Annotated in this window: 16 protein-coding genes; 10 read left to right on the top strand and 6 right to left on the bottom strand. The window is 61.2% G+C overall.

The window, feature by feature from the left end; translation table 11 throughout:
* Positions 1-106 precede the first annotated feature (106 nt).
* Positions 107-1,216 carry an NAD(P)/FAD-dependent oxidoreductase gene (locus DYI22_RS09005; RefSeq protein ID WP_213477733.1) on the top strand — a complete coding sequence of 370 codons (1,110 nt, stop codon included), beginning with the start codon at positions 107-109 and terminating at the stop codon, positions 1,214-1,216.
* Here DYI22_RS09005 and DYI22_RS09010 read toward each other — a convergent pair.
* A complete protein-coding gene (locus DYI22_RS09010; RefSeq protein ID WP_323132898.1) occupies positions 1,213-1,809 on the bottom strand; it encodes a ComF family protein in 597 nt (198 codons plus the stop codon). The genes DYI22_RS09005 and DYI22_RS09010 overlap by 4 nt on opposite strands.
* A 188-nt stretch (positions 1,810-1,997) precedes the next feature.
* Here DYI22_RS09010 and bioB point away from each other — a divergent pair, with 188 nt between their 5' ends.
* The 9 genes from bioB (at position 1,998) to DYI22_RS09055 (ending at position 11,543) form a co-directional block, all read left to right on the top strand.
* Positions 1,998-3,056 carry a biotin synthase BioB gene (gene bioB, locus DYI22_RS09015; RefSeq protein ID WP_213477735.1) on the top strand — a complete coding sequence of 353 codons (1,059 nt, stop codon included), beginning with the start codon at positions 1,998-2,000 and terminating at the stop codon, positions 3,054-3,056.
* 38 nt (positions 3,057-3,094) lie between these two features.
* Positions 3,095-4,285, top strand: coding sequence for an 8-amino-7-oxononanoate synthase (gene bioF, locus DYI22_RS09020; RefSeq protein ID WP_213477736.1), 1,191 nt, complete (start codon positions 3,095-3,097; stop codon positions 4,283-4,285).
* Complete coding sequence (locus DYI22_RS09025; protein ID WP_213477737.1) at positions 4,282-5,025, top strand: alpha/beta fold hydrolase; 744 nt, start codon at positions 4,282-4,284, stop codon at positions 5,023-5,025. Before bioF ends, DYI22_RS09025 begins: the two co-directional genes overlap by 4 nt.
* 11 nt (positions 5,026-5,036) lie before the next feature.
* Complete coding sequence (gene bioC, locus DYI22_RS09030) at positions 5,037-5,843, top strand: malonyl-ACP O-methyltransferase BioC (RefSeq protein WP_213477738.1); 807 nt, start codon at positions 5,037-5,039, stop codon at positions 5,841-5,843.
* Between the two features lie 3 nt (positions 5,844-5,846).
* Positions 5,847-6,539, top strand: coding sequence for a dethiobiotin synthase (gene bioD / locus DYI22_RS09035; RefSeq protein ID WP_213477739.1), 693 nt, complete (start codon positions 5,847-5,849; stop codon positions 6,537-6,539).
* Between the two features lie 51 nt (positions 6,540-6,590).
* Positions 6,591-6,836, top strand: coding sequence for a flagellar basal body rod C-terminal domain-containing protein (locus tag DYI22_RS09040; RefSeq protein ID WP_213477740.1), 246 nt, complete (start codon positions 6,591-6,593; stop codon positions 6,834-6,836).
* 51 nt (positions 6,837-6,887) lie between these two features.
* On the top strand, positions 6,888-7,523 hold the full coding sequence (locus DYI22_RS09045) for a putative metalloprotease CJM1_0395 family protein (protein WP_228300926.1): 636 nt from the start codon (positions 6,888-6,890) through the stop codon (positions 7,521-7,523).
* A gap of 240 nt (positions 7,524-7,763) precedes the next feature.
* Complete coding sequence (locus tag DYI22_RS09050; protein WP_213477741.1) at positions 7,764-9,563, top strand: acyl-CoA dehydrogenase C-terminal domain-containing protein; 1,800 nt, start codon at positions 7,764-7,766, stop codon at positions 9,561-9,563.
* Positions 9,564-9,752: 189 nt separating this feature from the next.
* Complete coding sequence (locus tag DYI22_RS09055) at positions 9,753-11,543, top strand: acyl-CoA dehydrogenase C-terminal domain-containing protein (RefSeq protein WP_213477742.1); 1,791 nt, start codon at positions 9,753-9,755, stop codon at positions 11,541-11,543.
* Between the two features lie 83 nt (positions 11,544-11,626).
* On the opposite strand, the gene DYI22_RS09060 is transcribed toward DYI22_RS09055, so the two are convergent.
* The 5 genes from DYI22_RS09060 to leuS all read right to left on the bottom strand — a co-directional run bounded on the left by DYI22_RS09060 (position 11,627) and on the right by leuS (position 16,989).
* The gene (locus DYI22_RS09060; RefSeq protein WP_213477743.1) at positions 11,627-12,262 is read right to left on the bottom strand and encodes an endonuclease; all 636 of its coding nucleotides are present in this window, start codon (positions 12,260-12,262) and stop codon (positions 11,627-11,629) included.
* A gap of 187 nt (positions 12,263-12,449) precedes the next feature.
* Positions 12,450-12,713: a hypothetical protein gene (locus DYI22_RS09065; protein WP_213477744.1), complete on the bottom strand. Its 264-nt coding sequence runs from the start codon at positions 12,711-12,713 to the stop codon at positions 12,450-12,452.
* Between the two features lie 100 nt (positions 12,714-12,813).
* Entirely contained in the window at positions 12,814-13,821 is a 1,008-nt protein-coding gene (gene holA / locus DYI22_RS09070) for a DNA polymerase III subunit delta (RefSeq protein ID WP_213477745.1), read from the bottom strand.
* Between the two features lie 2 nt (positions 13,822-13,823).
* The gene (gene lptE / locus DYI22_RS09075; RefSeq protein ID WP_228300927.1) at positions 13,824-14,402 is read right to left on the bottom strand and encodes an LPS assembly lipoprotein LptE; all 579 of its coding nucleotides are present in this window, start codon (positions 14,400-14,402) and stop codon (positions 13,824-13,826) included.
* A gap of 1 nt (position 14,403) precedes the next feature.
* Positions 14,404-16,989: a leucine--tRNA ligase gene (leuS, locus tag DYI22_RS09080; protein ID WP_213477877.1), complete on the bottom strand. Its 2,586-nt coding sequence runs from the start codon at positions 16,987-16,989 to the stop codon at positions 14,404-14,406.
* Between the last annotated feature and the right edge of the window lie 253 nt (positions 16,990-17,242).

Genomic DNA, 17,242 nt, shown 5'->3' on the forward strand with positions numbered 1-17,242 from the left:
GCGCCGCTGCCGTAATGCGAATGCACCGGGGCCAGGGGCTTTTTCCGCCTGTTCCCGTTCTGCGATACTCTCACCGGGTCAGGCTGAGCCGCAAAGGCAGGGTGCAATGGTTAAAACAGAAACGTTCGCGGCTGACGCGGTGGTGATCGGAGCCGGGGTGGTCGGGCTCGCCGTAGCGCGGGAGCTTTCGCTTCGCGGGCGCGAGGTACTGGTGCTGGAAGCCGGCCGGCACTTTGGTGAGGGGATTTCCTCCCGCAACAGCGAAGTGATTCACGGCGGGCTTTACTATCCGCAGGATTCGCTCAAAGCGCAGTTGTGCGTCAACGGTCGTCGCCTGCTGTACGACTATTGCCAGCGGCGGGGTATCGGCCACCGCAAAACCGGCAAATGGATTGTCGCCACCCAGCCGGGTCGCCTTGCGGAACTTCGGCGGCTGCAGCAACAGGCCCGGCGCAATGGCGTGACGCTGCAGTTTCATGATGGGGTTGCGGTACGAGCCGCACTGCCCGAGGTGGATGCCTGTGCCGCGCTTTACTCGCCGCTGACCGGCATCGTTGACAGTCATGAATTGATGCTCGCCCTGCTGGCGGATGTGGAAGCCCGCGGGGGGCAGTTGGTCACCGGAGCGCCTGTCGAGGCGGCGCTCTCAGAAGCGGGAGCGCATCACCTGAGTATCGGTGGGAGCGCCCCGTGTCAGTTGACCGCACGGTCGGTGGTGAATGCGGCGGGGCTGGGCGCGGTGAAACTGGCCCGGCAATGGCTCGGTTTGCCTGCGTCCGCCCGGCCACAGCAATGGCTCGCACGGGGAGTCTACTTTTCCTACAGTGGGCGCCATCCTTTCAGCAGCCTCGTGTACCCGCTGCCGGAGCCTGGCGGGCTGGGGGTGCATCTGACGCTGGATCTGGCCGGTCAGGCGCGGTTTGGTCCGGACGTGGAGTGGGTGGCCCGTGAGGACTACACCGTCGACGCTGCGCGGGTCGACGGATTCATCGAGTCCATCCACCAGTGGTGGCCGAAGCTGGATGCCAGCCGCCTGCAGCCTGCTTATGCGGGCATTCGCCCCAAGCTCAGCGGCCCGGGGGGTGGCTTCGCGGATTTCCGGATCGACGGGCCGCAGGTGCATGGCATCCCCGGGCTGGTGAATCTGTTCGGTATTGAGTCGCCCGGTCTGACCTCCTGCCTGGCCATCGCCCGGCACGTCGCCGGCGGGCTCTAGCCCGGGGTCCGTGCCAGCGCCCACACCTGAATGTCCTCCACACCGGCTGCCTGCAGCGCCTCGGCCAGGGTGCGCACGGTGGCACCGGTGGTTACCACGTCGTCAACGATGGCGACCCGCGGTGGCAGCTCCTGGGTAACGGTGAAGACGCCCCGCAGGTTGGCGAGGCGCTCCTCACGACCCAGTTCTCGCTGGGGCCTGGCTTGCCGGCTACGAGTGACACACCGGGCGGACCACGGGATCGACAGCTGGCGCGACAGCACCTCGGCAATCTCGTCGGCCTGGTTGAAACCCCGCCGGCGACGGCGTTTCGGATGCATCGGGGCGGGGATGATCAGCTGCGGGGTATGCAACGGGTTGGCGCCCAAGTGCTGTTCGAGGTAGGTGGCCAGTCCGGCCACCAGCGGGCGCACGAACTTGCGTTGACCGCGATATTTATAGCGGCCGATCATGGCATCCACCGGGTACTGGTAGCGCCAGGGTGCCAGCGTGCGGCAGAAAGGCGGCGTAATGTGCAGGCATTCGCCGCAGGTCAGGTCGGGGGAGGGGATCGCCAGCGGCAGGGCGCAGCGTTGGCAGTGCCAGCGGTTCACCGGTAAATCGCCCTGGCAGCCCGCGCATAAGCCGTTGATTGCCCTGCGATCGAGGCAGGCAACGCAGTGTCCTGCCGTTCGTGCTCTGTTAACCTTTCGTTGCATCAAGGTTGACAGAAGATCCAGTCCCTTTATCATTCGGTAAATCCGTAAACCAGTAAGCCTGAAAAGGTTAACAGGGACCCAATATGACCGCTACCAACCTTCGCCACGACTGGACTCTGCAGGAAGCCCGCGAACTGTTCCAGCTTCCGTTCAATGACCTGCTGTTCCGTGCCCAGAGTGTTCACCGGGAGTTTTTTGACCCCAATGAAGTCCAGGTCAGCACCCTGTTGTCCATCAAGACCGGTGCCTGCCCGGAGGATTGTAAGTACTGTCCTCAGAGCGGTCATTACAACACCGGCCTCGAAAAGGAAAAGTTGCTGGAAATTGAGAAGGTGGTCGCAGAAGCGAAGGCAGCGCGCGACAAGGGTGCCTCCCGTTTCTGTATGGGCGCAGCCTGGCGCAGCCCGACCAAAAAAGATATGCCGTATGTGCTCGACATGGTTCGTCAGGTCAAATCACTGGGTCTGGAGACCTGCATGACGCTGGGCATGCTGAAGGAAGACCAGGCGGCCGACCTGGCCGAGGCCGGGCTTGATTATTACAATCACAATCTGGACACCTCCGAGAAGTACTACAGCCACATCATCACCACCCGCACCTATCAGGATCGCCTGGACACCCTGGACAACGTGCGCAAAGCCGGCATGAAAGTCTGCTGCGGCGGCATCATGGGCATGGGTGAAGATGAAGACGACCGTGTTGGCCTGCTGATGCAGCTGGCAAATCTGCCGCACCACCCCGAAAGCGTGCCGGTGAATATGCTGGTGAAGGTAAAAGGCACGCCGATGGAAGACGTGGAAGACCTGGACCCGTTCGATTTCGTGCGTCTCATCGCGGTTGCCCGCATCATGATGCCGGCGTCCCACGTGCGATTGTCTGCCGGTCGCGAAAACATGAACGAGCAAATGCAGGCGCTGTGTTTCATGGCTGGCGCCAACTCGATTTTCTATGGCGAGAAGCTGTTGACCACCTCCAATCCGGAGGCTGACGCCGACATGGCGCTGTTCCGTCGCCTGGGCATCCGGCCAGAGCAGCGCGAACAGTGCGCCACCGAAGCGCAGGAAGAGGAAGCGATTGCCGAAGCGGTAGAGTATGAGGCGACCCGTCACATGTTCTACGACGCCACCCGTGAATCCGCATAAAACGGCCTCCTGAGAACCTTTGCCCGGGAATTGACCAAGTGCGAGATTTTGCGGCAGAACTTGAACAGCGCAAGCAGGCAGGCCTGTACCGTAGCCGCCGGCTTGTCTCTGGTCCCCAGCAGCCCGAGTTGACCGTTGGTGGGCGGCCTTTGTTGTCGTTCTGCAGCAATGATTACCTGGGCCTGGCGAACCACCCCGGCAATATTGACGCGCTTCGCCAGGCGTTGCCGGACGCCGGGCTTGGCGGTGCCGCCTCCCATCTGATCTGCGGCCACCATGACGCTCACCACCGTCTGGAAGAACGTCTCGCCGCGTTTACGCAACGCAGTTCGGCGCTGTTTTTCTCCACCGGTTATATGGCCAATATGGGTGTTATCTCGGCTCTGGCGGGGCGGGGTGATACGATTTTTTCCGATCGTCTGAACCATGCCTCGATCATCGACGGCTGCATTCTCAGCCGCGCGACGGTGAAACGCTACCGGCACGGCGATGTGTCGGCACTGGAGGCGATGCTGGCAAAGACCACGGGCCACAAGCTGGTGGTGACCGACGGCGTCTTCAGCATGGACGGTGACGTGGCGCCGCTGCGGGAGCTGGCAACCGTATGCCGTGCCTACGATGCCTTGCTGGTGGTGGACGACGCCCATGGCATTGGCGTGCTCGGCCCTGAGGGGCGGGGCAGTGTGGTGGCCCAGGGCTTGTCGGAAGACGACGTACCGCTGGTGATTGGCACGCTGGGCAAGGCCGTTGGCACCAGCGGCGCCTTTGTGGCCGGTCCACCGGTTCTGACGGACTATCTGGTGCAGAAGGCGCGTACCTATATCTACACAACCGCAATGCCGCCGGCGCTGGCGGCTGCGACCTGTGCCAGTCTGGATCTGATCGAGCGCTCGAACGACCGGCGGGCGCATCTGGACCGCATGATTGACCGGTTCCGCGCCGGTGCCCGGCAGCTTGGCTATCAGCTGATGGATTCGGTCACCCCGATCCAGCCCATCATGGTGGGTGATAACTGGGCCGCGCTTGCACTCAGTGAGGCCCTCGAGGCCCAGGGTCTGTTGGTCACGGCCATTCGCCCTCCTACCGTGCCCGAAGGTGAAGCCCGTCTGAGGGTGACCTTGAGTGCGGCCCACACTCTTGAGGATGTTGACAGGTTGCTGGCAGGCCTTGGCAGTTGCCGCTCGTTCATTACCGCTATGGATAGCCCGTACCCGGAACAAATGGCATGAATGAACAGCGAGCTGGCACCCTGGTCGTCGTTGGTGGTTGGGGGGTGCGTTGCGAAATGCTCTCGGGACTCTATGACCAGTGGCCGGGCAAGGTAATCACGGTCACTCTGGATGACGAGCTGATGTCTTCCTGCGATTCGGTATCGGATGTGGCTGACGAATTGCTGGGCCGCTACCCGGAACCGGCGGTATGGCTGGGATGGTCCCTGGGGGCGCAGATCGTCATGGCTGCCGCACAACGACAGACCGGTGCGGTAACTGCCGTGGTGACCTCCGGCGGTTTTCCTCGCTTTACCGTCGACGAAGGCTGGGCCAGTGGTATGCCGCAGCGGGAGTTTGAAGCCTTTGCCCGGGGCATTGCCAAAGACCCGGAGCGGTACTGGCTCCACTTTCTGTTGTTGATGATTAACGGCGATCGCCACGAACAGCAGGCCCGAAAACGGTTGAAGCCCTGGCTGGAAGCAGGCGTGCCAGTGTCCCATGCCAGCCTCGACAAGGGGCTGGACTGGCTGCGATCGGGAGATCAGCGTGCACTCTGGGCCGGCTCCACAACGCCGGCATTGCACTTGCTGGGTGAGCAGGATGCCGTGGTCCGACCCTGGTCGGACTGGCAGGATCTGGCCGGTTGCCACCGCGCCCGGGTAGTCAGTGGCATGGCGCACTGGCCCGCGGAGCAAGCGGCCATGGAGTGCCAACAAATAATTGCGGACTTTCTGGACGAGCCGGTCGGGGCCGCGTGATGGAAATCAGTATGACAGCGCTGCCGGCTTCGGGGGCGTCGGCTCCAAAGCATGAGATCGCCCGTGATTTCGGCGCCGCCAGTGATACCTACGAGTCGGCGTCCCGGCTTCAGCGCCTGATGGGCAAGGCGATGCTGGAGCGCCTGCCAGTGGGGCGCCCGGATGCCAAGCCGCTGCGTATACTCGATCTGGGTTGTGGGACTGGTTACTTTACCCGCCAACTGGCGCGTCGCTACCCCGACGCGCGCATCAGCGCTGTCGATCTGTCTCCGGGCATGCTTCAGTATGCGCGGACGAGGGCTGACCGAAAGGTCCATTGGGCGCAGGCAGATGCCGAGCGCCTGCCGTTTGCCGACGGCACCTTCGATGTGGTGTTCAGCAACCTGATGCTGCAATGGTGCGACCGCCCGGATCAGGTGTTTGACGAGTGCCGGCGGGTATTGGCGCGCGGTGGGATGCTGCAGTGCTCCACGCTGCTTGATGGCAGTCTCCATGAGCTCGCGCAGGCCTGGGAGAAGGCGGATCCGGGGCGGCGTCATGTGAACCGTTTCGAAACCCGGGCGGCTGTCACCGGTCATGCCTGTGCGCGGTTGCCGGGCGCGGCCGTGAACACGGAAACCGTGGTGCTTGGCTACGATTCGCCACTGGAACTTATCCGCGAACTGAAACACCTCGGAGCGGTCTACAAGGGCGACGACCGTCGCCGCACTATGACCGCCCCCGGTCGCGTTCGCGCAATGTTGGAGCATTATCCGCGGGCGCCGTCCGGTAAAGTTGTGGCATCCTACGGCGCATGCTGGATTTCATATGGACACTGAGATATGGCGAGAAGAAGCTACTTCGTAACCGGAACCGACACCGGCGTAGGCAAAACGGTTGCCTCCGCGGCCATTCTTGAGGCCGCCAGGGCGCTGGGCAAGCACACCATGGCGATGAAGCCCATCGCGTCGGGCTGCGAGGATACTCCTTATGGACTGCGCAACGAAGACGCGTTGATCCTGCAGTCGGCGATGACCGAACCCTTACCCTACGATCAGGTCAATCCCGTTGCCCTGAAGCCGGCGATTGCGCCCCATGTGGCGGCCGATATGGCCGGCCGCCAGTTGACGGCGCAGCGTCTGGTGGGGTTTTGTCGTGGGCTGCAGATCCGCCCCGCGGATCTGTTCCTGGTCGAGGGCGCCGGTGGCTGGCGGGTGCCGCTGAACGATCGCGAAACCTACTCGGCCGTGCCGCGGGAACTGTCCATGCCGGTTATTCTTGTGGTGCCACTCAGGCTGGGTTGCATTAACCACGCGTTGCTGAGTGCTGAAGCCATTCGAAACGATGGCCTGACGCTGGCGGGATGGGTGGCTAACCGCCCGGACCAGGAGCCCATGAGCTGCGAGCAGGAAACCCTGAATTATCTGCTGATGCACCTCGCCGCGCCCTGCCTGGGGGTTATTCCTTGGCAATCCAAGCCGGTGCCGGCAGATCTGGCTCGTTACCTCAATATCGATCCTTTGTTTGAAAATTGACCATTTTTATGGCTTACTTAAGTCAATTATCGGTCATCAGGTGGTCTGATTATGATCAACAACACATTGGGTATCGGAATACAGGGCATCCAGGACGGCATGATGGGCATGGAAAACGCAGCCCGCAAGATTGCCCGTGGCGGAGTTGATGGTCCGCAAGGCACCGCTGAAGGCGCCGGCTCCCTGATCGAACCGATGGTCGATCTCAAGCTCTATGAGCGCAGCGTCGAGGCGTCCGCCCAGGTCGTCCGAACGGCCGACGAAACGCTTGGCACGCTGCTGGATCTCAAGGCCTGATCGGGCCTTGCGATTCCGCCCCCGACCCTTTACCGCTGATCCCCATACGCCATGATATCCGGTGTTTCCCCCTCTGTTGCGTCTGCACCCCCGCTGAATGGCGTTGCTTCCGGCCGCCCGGCTGTCGCGGGTGACGTCAGCCGCCCGACGGAATCAGCGGGCGCTGACAAAGCGCGCAGGGAGCGGCCAGACAGGGCTGCCGGCGAGCGAAAGGCAGAGGCCGCGAACAAAGGCCAGATGCTGGACGAGGCGCAGCTCCGGGAGCTGGCTGAACTCAAGGCGCGGGATCGGGAGGTGAGGGCGCACGAGGCGGCTCACCAGGCGGTGGGCGGTCAGTACGCCGGGGCCATTTCCTATGTCTACGAACGCGGCCCCGACGGCGCGCAATACGCCGTTGGGGGCGAAGTGCCCATTGATGTTGCGCCGGTGCAGGGCGATCCGCAGGCCACTATCGAAAAGATGCGGGTGGTCCGTGCCGCCGCTATGGCGCCGGCAGCCCAGGATCGGGCCGTCGCTGCCCAGGCGATGCAGGCCATGTTACAGGCCCAGGCGGAAATGTCCCGCGAGCTGATGTCGCCAGAGGACGGGGACAGTCCGGGCGTCATGCGCCAGGCTCGAGATGCCTATGAGTCGGTCGCAAGGATGAATGAGCCGGAGGTCATTCGCTCGCGCTCAATAATGGCCTGATTCGATTTACTTTTCCCCGTAACCCCTTCTTGCACACCCCTTCCCGGGGCCCTCGTCGGCCACAAAACTCAACACAAATTTCGGGCCCGGCTATTGACAATTCTGTGCCTCTAAACGTATGTTTCAAACAAGTGTTTAATTAAGGCTGTGGCGCGACAGCGTCACGGTGTCTGAGCAAACCCCAAGGCCAAGTTCTGCAGCCAGCGTTGCAGATGCGACCGAAAACCTGAGGTGGATTACATGCCTGAATATAAAGCGCCCCTGCGTGACATCAAATTCGTAATGAACGAGCTGCTGGATAGCGAGCAGCACTACGCCAATCTGGAAGGTGCCGAGGATGCAACTCCGGATATGGTGGACGCCATCATCGGGGAAGGTGCCAAATTCTGTGAGCAGGTACTGTCTCCGCTGAACCAGGTGGGTGACACAGAAGGCTGTACCTGGAGCGAAGACGGCGTTAAAACGCCGACCGGCTTCAAGGAAGCATACCAGCAGTACGTTGAGGGCGGCTGGCCGTCCATGACTGCCGATCCCAACTACGGTGGTCAGGGCCTGCCTCATTCTCTGGGCCTGGTCATGAGCGAGATGGTTGGCACCTCCAACTGGTCCTGGGGCATGTACCCCGGCCTGAGCCACGGTGCGACCAACACCATTGAGGCCCACGGCACCGAGGAGCAGAAGCAGACTTACCTCACCAAACTGATCAGCGGCGAGTGGACTGGCACCATGTGCCTGACCGAGCCGCACTGTGGTTCCGATCTGGGCACCCTGCGCACCAAGGCAGAGCCCAACGCCGACGGCACCTACGACATTACTGGCACCAAGATCTTTATCTCTGCCGGTGAGCATGACATGGCGGAGAACATTGTCCACATCGTGCTGGCGCGCCTGCCGGGCGCACCTGAAGGCACCAAGGGCATCTCCCTGTTCATCGTGCCCAAGAACCTGCCGAACGACGACGGATCTTCCGGTGAGCGCAACGCTGTTTCCTGTGGTTCCATCGAGCACAAGATGGGCATCCACGGCAACGCCACCTGCGTGATGAACTTCGATGGTGCCAAGGGCTGGCTGATCGGGCCGGAGAACAAAGGCCTGAACTGCATGTTCACCTTTATGAACACGGCTCGTATCGGTACCGCGATCCAGGGTCTGGGCGCCGCCGAGCTGGGCTTCCAGGGTTCCCTGGCCTACGCCAAGGACCGTCTGGCCATGCGCTCGCTGAGCGGCCCGAAGAATCCGGAAGGCATTGCCGATCCGATCATCGTTCACCCGGACGTGCGTCGGATGCTGCTGACTCAGAAAGCGGTTGCCGAAGGCGCCCGTGCGCTGATCTACCTGACCGCGCAGCAGGCGGACATTGTTCACAGCGGCAAAACCGAGGAAGACCGTAAGGCGGCTGACGAAGCCCTGGGCTTCCTGACTCCGATTGCCAAGGCGTTCCTGACTGAAATCGGTTACGAAGCGGCCAACCTGGGCATGCAGGTATTCGGTGGCCACGGCTTCATTTCCGAGTGGGGCATGGAGCAAAACGTACGTGATGCCCGTATCGGCATGATCTACGAGGGCACCACCGGCATTCAGGCGCTCGACCTGCTGGGTCGTAAGGTTCTGATGACCCAGGGCGAATCCCTGAAAGGCTTCACCAAGCAGGTTCACGTGTTCTGCAAGGAAAACGCCGACAATGAACAGCTGAAGGAATTCATCGAACCGCTGGCAGCGATCAACAAGGAGTGGGGCGACCTCACCATGAAGATCGGCATGACCGCGATGAAGAACCGCGAAGAAGTCGGTGCGGCGTCTGTGGATTATCTGATGTACTCTGGTTACGCCGTATTTGCCTATCTGTGGGCGCGTATGGCCAAGGTTGCGCTGGACAAGATGGTCGAGGGCACCACCGAGGAAACGTTCTACAACGCCAAGGTTCAGACAGCGCGCTTCTATTTCAAGCGCATGCTGCCGCGCGCCAAGGGCCACGCAGAAATGATGCTGGCTGGCGCAGACAGCCTGATGGACATGCCGGAAGACGCCTTCGCCATCTAAGGCGCGGGCAGGCAGACCCAGAAAGCCCGCTCTCCCCGGAGGCGGGCTTTTTTCATGAGTTAGCCTCGCCAATAGGGTAGAATACGCACCTATAAAAATAACCTTGAGCGGACACATAGCCGAGAGGAGCGCCACAGCCGACCGCTGGAGGCGCGCCGACAGACTGACTGGATTTTGGAGAGTTTTTAGATGGCTGATTATCAGGCACCTTTACGTGACATGCGCTTTGTTCTGAACGAAGTTTTCGATGCCCCGGCACTCTGGGCCTCACTGCCAAAAGTGGCGGAAAACGTGGACCCGGATACGGCCGATGCCATTCTGGAAGAGGCCGGCAAAATCACCAGTGGTGTACTGGCACCCCTGAACCGCGAAGGTGATGAGCAGGGCTCGAAGTGGACTGACGGCGAAGTTGCTGCCCCGGAGGGCTTCAAGGAAGCCTATCAGACCATCGTGGAAGGTGGCTGGAACGGCCTGGGCGGTAACCCGGAATTCGGCGGCATGGGCATGCCCAAGACGCTGGTTGCCCAGTTCGAGGAAATGATGCAGGGCGCTAACATGGCGTTTGGCCTGGCTCCGATGCTGACCGCCGGTGCCTGTCTGGCGCTGGATGCCCACGGTAGCCAGGAACTGAAAGAAAAGTACCTGCCGAATATGTATTCCGGCGTCTGGTCTGGCGCGATGGATCTGACCGAGCCACACGCCGGTACCGATCTGGGTATTATCCGCACCAAGGCCGAGCCGAACGACGATGGCTCTTTCAACGTAACAGGTACCAAGATCTTCATTACCTGGGGCGAGCACGACATGGCGGAGAACATCATCCACCTGGTGCTGGCCAAGCTGCCGGACGCGCCCAAGGGTCCGAAAGGCATCTCCCTGTTCCTGGTGCCGAAATTCCTGGTGAACGAAGACGGTTCGCTGGGTGAGCGCAACAGCTTCAGCTGTGGCTCCATCGAGAAGAAGATGGGCATCAAGGGCTCGGCCACCTGCGTGATGAACTTCGACGGTGCCCGAGGCTGGCTCGTGGGCGAGGAAAACAAGGGCCTGGCGGCGATGTTTACGATGATGAACTACGAGCGCCTGGGTGTTGGTATCCAGGGTATCGGCGCAGCGGAAGCTTCGCTACAGAGTGCTCGCGAATACGCCCTTGAGCGCATCCAGAGCCGCGCACCGACTGGTGCCCAGCAGCCTGAAAAAGCGGCCGACCCGATTCTGGTGCATCCGGACGTGCGCCGTATGCTGCTGACCATGAAGAGCTACGTGGAAGGCGGTCGTACCTTCTCGACCTACGTTGCCCAGTGGCTGGATATTTCCAAGTACGCCGAGGACAACGAACGCCGCAAGCATGCCGAAGGCATGGTGGCGTTGCTGACTCCGGTTGCCAAGGCGTTTCTGACCGATCGTGGCCTGGATGCGTGCATCATCGGGCAGCAAGTGTTCGGTGGTCACGGCTTCATTCGCGAGTGGGGTCAGGAACAGCTGGTGCGCGACTGCCGGATTACCCAGATCTACGAAGGCACCAACGGCATCCAGGCGCTGGATCTGATGGGCCGAAAGGTAGTGGGTAGCCAGGGCAAGCTGTACGAACTGTTTGCCAACGATGTGGCAGCGTTCATCGAGGAGAACAGCGGCGACCAGAATCTGCGTCCGTACCTCGAGCCGTTGGCAGCCGCGTTTGAGCGCCTCTCCGATGTTACCGAGCATGTCATCAAGCAGGCCGGCGACAACCCTGACGCCATCGGGGCTGCCTCGGTGGACTACCTTGACCTCTTTGGTCTGACCGCGCTGGGGTACATGTGGGCGAAGATCGTCAAGGCGGCCGCGCCGAAAGCCGAGGGTGACACCTCCGGTTTCTACACCGGCAAGCTGAAAACGGCTCGGTTCTACTTTGACCGTTTGTTACCGAAGACGGTGTCTCTGGCGGAAGGCATCCGCAGTGGCAGTGACGCCATGATGGCGCTCACCGCCGAGGAGTTCTGATCCCTCGCGATCAGACCTTTCCGATAAAAAAGGCAGATCCTTCGGGATCTGCCTTTTTTATCGAGGATGGCCAGGCTGGTGGGTTACAGGCTTTCAATCAGCTCCGGCTGTGCGATGAACGGGTTGTCATTGCCCTGAAGTTCGCTGACCTGGCGGTGACGGGTGAGTTCACGATCATCCGGTGGATCCATCCGGTTCCAGTTTTTGAACACGGTGGAGGTGCCAACCCAGGGCAGGTCGTAGGTATCGACCATGTAGGCGACGGTACGCGCGACATCGCCCTTGACCGGCGCGGGTGGTTCAAAAAACTGGGCGCTTTCCCGGTTGCCGCATTCGTCCTCCCGTGCCCCAGCGCCCAACTGGTCATAACGGGCATTGCGCCGCCGCATTTCCACGCGGCTGGAAACCGGCACCATGTTGTGGAGGTCGGAGGCAATCTGGCGGTAGCGATCGTCGTTACTGCATTGACGGGACGTGCCACAGCCCAGGGAGCTGCGAACCACAGACAGTGGGTAGATGTGCCCTTCGGTCATGGTGAAGCCCTTACTGGAAAACGGGGTATCACAGAAAAAGGACGTACCTCCTCCGGCGTACAGGGTGCCCCAGAACTGGTCACGGGCGACGGCATCGGGGTCACTGAACCGGGTGTTCTGGCCGATCACCAGCGGTGGCAGGAGCAAGAGAGAAAATGTCAGGGTGGCAAGTTTTGTTCTATTCATGGCTTGTTATACCTCGCAGTGCCGGCAAGTGCCTTTGCCATTCGGGCCACCTTTGGTTAATGGATAACCAGAGGCGGTCAATAAAATGACACTTGGTTCACTTACACTGTGAAGTATGGCACAGAGACTCCGTGAAACAGAGTCTCTGTTGTCTCGTTTTGTAGCATTGTGTTAACCAGTTAACACTTCACTTCAGGCGGTCGCGGAGGCGCTGATAGCCCGCACGGACCTCTTCACCGAGTCGCTGGGCGGTCTCTTTGGCATCGTGACTGGCGTCTTCCGCATCATGAATGACGCTATCGAGCTTGTTGCGAAACTTTTCCCAGTCCTTTTCAAGATCATCCCACTCGTCTTTGACATCTTCCCGCGCCAGGTGTAGCTGAACCCGGGCTTCGTCGCGGTACTGTCTGATCTTGTCCGCGAGTTTCCTGAGATCGTCCTGAAAATTCATACCAAGCACCTCCGTTGTCTGATGATGCTTATACAATGCTCCGGAACGGGAAAAACTGTCAATAGCGCCGCCGACACAGTGGCGGCAGGCTTGATCTGGATCAGATCGATCGGTTCAGATGGGTGGCCATATCTTCCAGGAAGTGCCAGGGTGAGGCCGTTTCGAAGCCTTTGGTGGCCCGATCAATCTGACTGCACAGTTCGAGTGCCTTGTGCAGCTGGAGGCGGGAAAGGCGACGGGCGGCCTGTTCGATGGTGCGGGCCCGCTGGGGCTGGAACACACCGCGTTGCTTGAGGAAACCAGCGGGTGCTTCCCGGCGCCCAAGGGCGGCGCTCAGTTCCAGCGTCAGATTCAGATCGCGGGTCAGCACGGCCAGCAATCCCAGTGGGTTCTCGCCTTCCTGCCTCAGTACGCCAATCATCTTGCGCGCGTGCGCGGCGCGCCCGGCAAGCAGTTCGGCAACGAGTTCGAAGCCGTTGAAACGGGAGCTGTCCTGCACCGCTTGTTCAATGGCTTCCTCGTCGATGGTTTTGTCGCCGCGGAACAAGGCCAGGCGGTCCAGTTCCTGGCTGGCGGCAAGCAGGTTTCCCTCCAGCCGTTCAGCGAGCATATCCAGTGCCCCGCGTGTCAGCTGCAGGCCCCGTGCTCGTGCCCGCTGCTGCAGCCAGCCGGCGAATTTGTCGCCGTCCACCGGCCAGACCGGCACGTGCACACCCTTGTTCTGAAGTTCCTTGTACCACTTGCGCCGGGTTTCCGCCGCGTCCAGACGAGCGCTGATCAGCAGCAGAATGATGTCATCCGGTGGATTCTGCAGCACCCGCTCCAGCACCGCGCGACCATCGCCGAGTTTGCCGGTGGGCAGATGGATTTCAATGCGGCGTTGCTCCGCAAACAGGGAAAGCGCACCGAACTCTTCTCCCACCGCACTCCAGTCCAGCTGATGGTCGGCGTGATAGGTCATCCGGTCATGGAAGCCGGCGTCCCGCGCTGCGGCGCGAATCTGGTCGCAGCACTCCTGAACCAGCAGCGGTTCGTCACCGGACACCAGGTATACCGGTGCCAGGGACTTTTTCAGGAGCTGAGGGAGCTGGGCCGGCTGGGTTTTCATAGTCAGCGGCTTTCTTCGGTCTGCTCTTGCTCCCGCTCCGCTGCTTTGCGCAACTCCGCGATGCGCGCTTCGTTCAGCGGAGCGAGCCGGAAGATAATCTGTTGCGCCAGTCGCTCGTAGAGTTGCAGCCGAAGCTCCTCTTCCTCGCGCTGCTTCGCAAGCACGTTGGTTTCGTCGTAGCGGTAGGTTTCGCTGCTGTAGAGACTGGTTTCGGCGATCAGCGGCAGCTCATCGCGGGTCAATACGTCAATCTGCACGGTGTGGCGCAGGGTATACTCCGCGGCCGCCGCCTGCACGGTGATGGCACTGGCGCGACGATCCTGCTGGAATCCTCTCAGGCGCAGCAGGTAATCGGCTTCCGCCGGAGGGCGCACATCGATTTCACCGAGCTCCAGTTGTTCGGTCACCGACTGGCACAATTGTGCCGGGATCTGCTCAACGCAGGTCACCGCCAGGGGCTGCAGCCCCGGGGGAACCGGAGGTGCTCCACGAAGCTGGAAGCCGCACCCCGCCATAACGGCATACAGCATCGTGATACTGCTGATGCGAACGAATGTGGCGAGGGTCAGGCTGCTGGTCATGTCAGTTGGCCACCACGTTCACGAGTTTGCCCGGCACGACGATCACCTTGCGAACGGTCTGGCCCTCGATGAAACGGACCACGTTTTCGTTCGCCAGGGCCATTTCTTCCAGGCTCGCCTTGTCGATGTCTGCCGGAACGTCGGCCTTGGCCCGGACCTTGCCATTGACCTGGAGAACCACCTGAATCTGGCTGCGGACCATGGCGCTTTTGTCGGCTTCCGGCCACGGGGCGTCGACCACCGGTGTGTGGTGGCCAAGGGCCCGCCAGAGGTTATGACAGATGTGGGGCACGATGGGCGAGAGCATCAGCACCGCCGCTTCCAGTGCTTCGCGGCGGGCCGCACGGCTCTGTGGCGCATCGTCTCCCAGCCGGCCTACTTCGTTGAGCAGCTCCATCACGGCGGCGATAGCCGTGTTAAACGTTAGCCGGCGACTGATGTCATCGCTGACCTTGGCAATGGTTTCATGGGTCTTGCGGCGCAGATCTTTCTGGGCGTCGGTCAGGTCGCTGGTATCGAGTGCCGGTACGTCGCCGCCGGAGGCCAGCTCGCTCACCATGCGCCAGAGCCGTTTGAGAAAGCGATGGGCGCCTTCCACGCCGCTGTCTGACCACTCCAGGGACTGTTCCGGCGGTGCCGCGAACATCATGAACAGGCGCACGGTATCCGCACCGTGCTGGTCGATGATCGCCTGGGGGTCAATGCCGTTGTTCTTGGACTTGGACATTTTGGTAACGCCGCCCACTTCGACGGGCTGGCCGTCCTGTTTGTGGGTCGCGCCTACCACCTGACCCTTGCCATCACGCTCTACGGTGACGTCGGCCGGTGATATCCAGGTCTTCCCGCCATTGGCGTCCTCGCGGTAATAGGTTTCGGCCAGCACCATGCCCTGGCAAAGCAGGCGGTTGAACGGCTCTGAGCTGTTTACCAGCCCCACGTCCCGCAGCAGTTTGTGGAAAAAGCGGGCGTACAGCAGGTGCAGGATGGCGTGTTCGATGCCGCCGATGTACTGGTCAACCGGCAGCCAGTAATTGGCGGCGGCCGGGTCCAGCATGCCCTTGTCGTAGTTGGGGCTGCAGAACCGGGCGTAATACCAGGACGACTCCATGAAGGTGTCGAAGGTATCGGTCTCCAGGGTTGCCAGTTGCCCCGCAAAGGTGGTTTTCGCCCACTCGGGATCGGCCTTGATTGGCGATTGCACGCCATCCATTTCCACGTCTTCCGGCAAGGTCACCGGCAGCTGGTCGTCCGGAACCGGGCGCTCGGTGCCGTCTTCCAGCGTCATCATCGGGATCGGCGCGCCCCAGTACCGCTGGCGTGACACCCCCCAGTCCCGCAGGCGGTAATTTACGGTACGACGGCCAATAGCGTGCTCTTCCAGATAGTTGGCGATTTCCTCGAAGGCTTCATCGCTGGTCAGCCCGCTGTATCTGCCTGAGGACACCAGTGTGCCTTTCTCGGTGAAGGCCTTCTCCTGAACGTCGATATCCCGGCCATCCAGTGCCGCGATGACCTGCTTGATCGGCAGGCGGTATTTCAGGGCAAACTCGTGGTCGCGCTCATCGTGGCCGGGAACCGCCATCAGGGCGCCGGTACCGTAATCGGTCAGCACGAAGTTGGCGATCCAGACCGGAATTTCTTCCTGGGTCAGCGGATGGATGGCTTTGAAGCCGGTGTCGATGCCTTTCTTTTCCATGGTGGCGAGTTCGGCTTCCGCCACCTTGCTGTTGCGGCATTCCTCGACAAACTCCGCTACGTCCCGATGGCGTTCAGCGGCTGCTTTCGCCAGCGGATGCTCTGCGGCCACCGCCATGTAACTGACACCCATTAGGGTGTCCGGGCGCGTGGTGTACACGGTGAGGCCGTCATCGCTGTCTTTCAGCGGGAAGGTCAGTTCGGTGCCCACGGACTTGCCGATCCAGTTCCGCTGCATGGTCTTGACCTGCTCGGGCCAATCTTCCAGCTGATCCAGATCATTCAGCAGTTCTTCGGCGTAGTCGGTGATGCGAATGAACCACTGGGGAATCTTTTTCTGTTCAACCAGAGCACCGGAGCGCCAGCCACGGCCGTCCACGACCTGTTCGTTGGCCAGAACGGTCTGGTCCACCGGATCCCAGTTCACCGTGGACATTTTCTTGTACACCAGGCCCTTCTCGTATAGTCGGGCAAAGAACCACTGTTCCCAGCGGTAATAATCGGGCCGGCAGGTGGCCAGTTCACGATTCCAGTCGTAGCCGAAGCCCAGCTGCTTGAGCTGGTTCTTCATGTATTCGATGTTGGCGTAGGTCCACTTGGCAGGCGCGGTCTTGTTGGCAATGGCGGCGTTCTCCGCCGGAAGGCCGAAGGCGTCCCAGCCCATGGGCTGCATGACGTTCTTGCCCTGCATGCGCTGATAGCGGGAGATCACGTCACCGATGGTGTAGTTGCGGACGTGGCCCATATGGAGCTTGCCGCTCGGGTAGGGGAACATGGACAGGCAGTAGTATTTCGGTTTGCCCGGCTCTTCCCTGACGGTGAAGGTTTCGTTCTCTTCCCAGAACGTGCGGGCATTCTGTTCTACGTCACGTGGATTGTATTGCTCGTCCATTCCTGCCATTGCCGAAATTACCTTGTGTGAAAAATAAAACCCTGTATCAAAACGATGTCCGGAGCGGGCCGGACATTCTAACGCACACAAGGCGCAACAGGTAGTCTGCCAAATTCCCGTTCCTGTGCCAGACTTACACTGTGGGGGGGAGCGCTGTCGGGTGCGGCTTCCAGAGACACGCCGGAACTACATCCCTGTAGGCTTGGGCGCAGCGTCCTTGCTGCGCACAGTCTCTGGAAGCCGCACCCGACAG

Source organism: Marinobacter lipolyticus, from assembly GCF_018424605.1.
In the GTDB taxonomy this organism is placed as follows: Bacteria; Pseudomonadota; Gammaproteobacteria; order Pseudomonadales; family Oleiphilaceae; genus Marinobacter; species Marinobacter lipolyticus_B.